We start from the raw sequence: 4258 nt of genomic DNA on the forward strand, positions 1-4258 counted from the left end.
GGCCGAGGGGGCAAGGCGTTGCACTGGCGCCGATTGGGCTGTAGCAGTTACAGGTATCGCTGGCCCCGGCGGCGGCAGCGCCGAAAAACCGGTGGGCTTGGTTTATTTTGCCGTTAGCGGGCCCAGCGTGAGTTTTAGCTTTATGCGCCAATACGGCGCCAGCCGCGGCCGCGAATGGATCCGCGGCTTAAGTGTTGGCGATGCCCTCGATCAACTGCGTTTGGCTTTGTAAGCCACAGATTTAGGCTACTTAAATAGCGAAATAAAAATTTTGAGCGCTGGCACCCTCTACGACAAAGTTTGGCAATTGCATCGGGTAGCTGAATTAGCCGATGGCGCCACCCAGCTATTTATCGGTTTACATCTGATTCATGAAGTAACGAGTCCGCAGGCATTTGCAGCCATTCGCGAACTGGGGCTTGGGGTGCGCCATCCGGAACGCACGGTGGCAACCGTGGATCACATCGTGCCCACCAGCTCCCAAGCAAGGCCTTTTAGCGATCCGTTAGCGGAAGCGATGCTTGCCACCTTGGAGCGCAACTGCAGCGAAAACGGCATCACTTTGCATGGCTTAGGCAGTGGTCGCCAAGGGATCGTGCATGTGATTGCCCCAGAGCTTGGGCTCACTCAACCGGGGATGACGGTGGCTTGCGGCGATTCCCACACCTCAACCCATGGCGCCTTTGGAGCGATTGCTTTTGGAATTGGCACCAGCCAGGTGCGCGATGTGCTGGCTTGCCAGAGCTTGGCGATGGCGAAATTAAAAGTGCGGCGGATTTGGGTTGATGGCGCATTACAACCGGGGGTTTACGCCAAAGATCTTGTGCTGCACATCATTCGCCAAATGGGTGTGCAAAAAGGCGTGGGCTACGCCCATGAATTTGCAGGGCCTGCGATTGCGGCCCTCTGCATGGAGGAACGCATGACGATCTGCAATATGGCGATCGAAGGCGGCGCTAGATGTGGCTATGTGAATCCAGATGCCACCACATTTAGTTACCTAAAAAACCGGGAATATGCCCCTAAAGGGGAAGCCTGGGGCAAGGCAGTGGCCTGGTGGAGCGCACTTGCCTCAAGCAGCGATGCTGTTTTTGATGATGAGGTGTTGATTGATGCCAGCAGCATTGCCCCCACTGTTACCTGGGGGATCACCCCAGGGCAGGGAATTGGCGTAGATGAAATGATTCCGCAATTGGATCAAATTCCTACAGCCGAAAGACCCCTAGCGGAAGAGGCCTATCGCTATATGGATCTAAAACCAGGTAGTGCGATTGCTGGTGTTGCCGTGGATGTGTGCTTTATCGGCAGCTGCACAAACGGACGCATTAGCGATCTAAGGGCAGCCGCGGCAGTAGCAAAAGGGGGCAAGGTGGCAGCTGGCATCAAAGCTTTTGTGGTGCCTGGATCGGAGCAGGTGGCAAAGGAAGCGGAAGCAGAAGGCCTGGATCAGTTATTTCGCGCCGCCGGTTTTGAATGGCGCGAACCGGGCTGCTCGATGTGCCTTGCAATGAACCCAGATCGATTGGAAGGTAGAGAGATCAGCGCCAGCTCTAGCAACCGTAATTTCAAAGGTCGCCAAGGTTCTGCCACCGGCCGCACCCTGCTGATGAGCCCTGCGATGGTGGCCGCCGCCGCTATCACTGGCTGCGTAAGCGATGTACGCAAAATGTTAAACAACCCTAATTAATAGTAAAAAAATTCCAACCAAAAGCATGGACAACATTTTTCCCAGCGGTGCGATAACAAAGATCAGCGGCAAGGCTGTGGTGCTGAGCGGCAACGACATCGATACAGATCGAATAATCCCAGCTCGATTTCTTAAATGTGTGAGTTTTGATGGGCTTGGCGCCCAGGTATTTGCCGATGATCGCAAGGAATTAAATAAAGGCGCAGCTGGGTTTCATCCTTTTGATCAACCTGAAAAGCAAGGAGCAAAATTCTTATTCACAAACCAAAATTTTGGCTGCGGCTCCAGCCGTGAACATGCACCCCAGGCATTAATGCGTTGGGGTATTAGGGCGGTGCTAGCTGAAAGTTTTGCTGAGATCTTTTTTGGCAATTGTTTAGCGCTTGGTATTCCCTGCGTGCAGGTAAAGCAAACGCTGATTCTGGAACTACAGGCATTGGCAAACGAGGCAACAAATCCAAATTTTGTGCTGGATCTTGCCTCCAGCAGCATCAGTAGTGAAGGCTGCAGCTGGGCTATCGAGCTAGAAAAAGGCATCCAACAAATGTTCTTAAGCGGCCGCTGGGATGGCACAGCACAACTTGTTGCTAATAACGAGGCCCTGAATAAAACTGCAGCTGCCCTGCCTTATCTAAATAATTTATGGGCCTAATACAACTCCAGTTGATGGTTCATAGGGCACAAAAGGTAAGCCGGGGCCGCGGAAACCAAAATCGTTTAATTTAAACTTGATACCACCGATCCCTGTGTAAGGGCTGTAATAAAAACCCACCTCATAGGCGCGGCGTTGCCAACGCAATTCAACATAGGAATTAGTTACATCACCGTAATAGCCAGAGCCCCCAGCTACGTTATAACTTACGGCACCATCTAGCACCAATGGGCCAACCAATTGTTGGGTTAAGCCAACACCTAAAGTAGCTGTATCAACATAACGATCAAAAGCAAAAGGGCTATCGCCTGATTTTGCAGCCAAACTACCAAATAAGGAAAGGCGGGTATAATCAAACATCGGCCGATTGAAATGGCCCAATGTAATTACAGGCCCACCAGAAATCCCCACTAGATTTTGGCTTTGGCCGCCGCCATAGGCAGATAAATTCAAAAAAGGTACAAAATTAAATGAAAGCCCAGGTATTACTGCAACACCGGAATAGCGGTAGGCACCCTCTGAACTAAGCGGCAGGGCTTTACCACTCCAAATTGGTAAATTAGCGCGGATTGTGCCATAAAAATTGGCGCGCCATAAATCAGCAAAATTATTACTCTCAATATTGCCAGATACAAAATCATTACTCTGGTAATTACCAACGCCCGCCCGCCAAAAATATGAACTTTGCAATTTACCAAGAGTAGGCAGAGATGCTTGTTTTTCTAAGGAAACGCCATAGGCAGAGTAGATATCCTGCTCGCCAAGGGAACCATTCCAGGTGCGGAAGCGATAGGCGCCAAATAAACGGGCGAGCGGTGTGCCTAAAAATGGCAATTTAAGCGGCTCTAAAATTTCAGCCACCACCCTTGTGGCATTACTTAGATTTTGATCAGACAAACTTGATACATCTGCCCGCGCATAAAATCTTCCAGTACCAAAGGAACCTTCAAGCAAAGCGAGAGCGCCAAATAAATCGCCCACGGTGTTGGATTGGCTAACGGTGCCTGATCCTGCAGAAGCTCTGGGGGCTGGATAGGAGTTGGTGCTGCCCTCAAAAGCCCGCTGAAGCATGAATTGTGGCTTTAAGGAAAATACCGTGGCTGAGCCGAGGCGCACTTCAGGCAGGGCATATTGAACAAATAGGCCATCGCGATCAAGATTATCGTTTTTTAGCGACCAGCGATTTTCAACCTCTTGCTCTTGGGTTGGCTTGATCCTAAAAGTTGTGGGTAAAGGCACTGGAATTTTATTTTCCAGCAGCAAACGATTACGAGCTGATTCAATCACCGTGGTGCCATCAAGTTCCTGTTTTGATTTCACATTTTCCATATCCACCCACACTTGAGCTGGGGTGAAGGGATCGTTGCTAAAGCTTGCCCTGGGGGCCGTCCAACCTTCAGGGGTAAGCCGCACCTGGGGAGCTTGAAAACGCCAATGGGTAACAGAGCCGCTAATTAATTTTTGGTTTTTTTTATTTTGAATTTGTTGCAATTGGGCCGGTGTGGCCGGGCCGTAGGCGGTTTCAGTGCCAGTGAGGGAACTCAGCTCATTTTTGCCAAAACGGCGATCAACGGTGAGGCCAAGGCGGGGCTGCACATCTCGCACCCTTTGATCTAAATCGGCAATTGCTGCGCGTCTTTGGGCTAACTGTTGAGCTGGGCTCAATTTGGATGCTTGCCGCTCTGGAATTGGCGCCGGTGCTGCTTGAGCGCTGGGGCCATCAAATGCCACCGCCTCCAGCTGTTCATCCAGGGGCAACAGCGGTTGGCGGCTGGCACGATCGGGATCGGGGCAACCCAAAGGTGGTGGATTTTCCAGCTGAGCTCTTTTCGCTGTGGGGGAAACAAAGCGGTAGCGGGCCCCCAATAAATAACCATTACTACCTTATTTATGAAGTGCTTAGTTTAGGTATTGAGTTT

Annotated in this window: 4 protein-coding genes; 3 read left to right on the top strand and 1 reads right to left on the bottom strand. The window is 51.0% G+C overall.

Annotation, left to right across the window (positions count from 1 at the left end; translation table 11 throughout):
- The 3 genes from KB557_RS09260 to KB557_RS09270 form a co-directional block, all read left to right on the top strand.
- The coding region (locus KB557_RS09260; protein ID WP_255133519.1) for a CinA family protein at positions 1 to 232 on the top strand (232 nt) is incomplete at its 5' end.
- A gap of 39 nt (positions 233 to 271) precedes the next feature.
- Positions 272 to 1687, top strand: coding sequence for a 3-isopropylmalate dehydratase large subunit (leuC, locus tag KB557_RS09265; RefSeq protein WP_255133521.1), 1416 nt, complete (start codon positions 272 to 274; stop codon positions 1685 to 1687).
- Positions 1688 to 1712: 25 nt separating this feature from the next.
- The gene (locus KB557_RS09270; protein ID WP_255133523.1) at positions 1713 to 2339 is read left to right on the top strand and encodes a 3-isopropylmalate dehydratase small subunit 2; all 627 of its coding nucleotides are present in this window, start codon (positions 1713 to 1715) and stop codon (positions 2337 to 2339) included.
- On the opposite strand, the gene KB557_RS09275 is transcribed toward KB557_RS09270, so the two are convergent.
- Positions 2328 to 4205, bottom strand: a complete 1878-nt coding sequence (locus KB557_RS09275) for a DUF3769 domain-containing protein (RefSeq protein ID WP_255133525.1) — start codon at positions 4203 to 4205, stop codon at positions 2328 to 2330. The genes KB557_RS09270 and KB557_RS09275 overlap by 12 nt on opposite strands.
- Positions 4206 to 4258: the final 53 nt, after the last annotated feature.

It is taken from the genome of Synechococcus sp. Cruz CV12-2-Slac-r, from assembly GCF_024346075.1.
GTDB lineage: Bacteria > Cyanobacteriota > Cyanobacteriia > PCC-6307 > Cyanobiaceae > Synechococcus_D.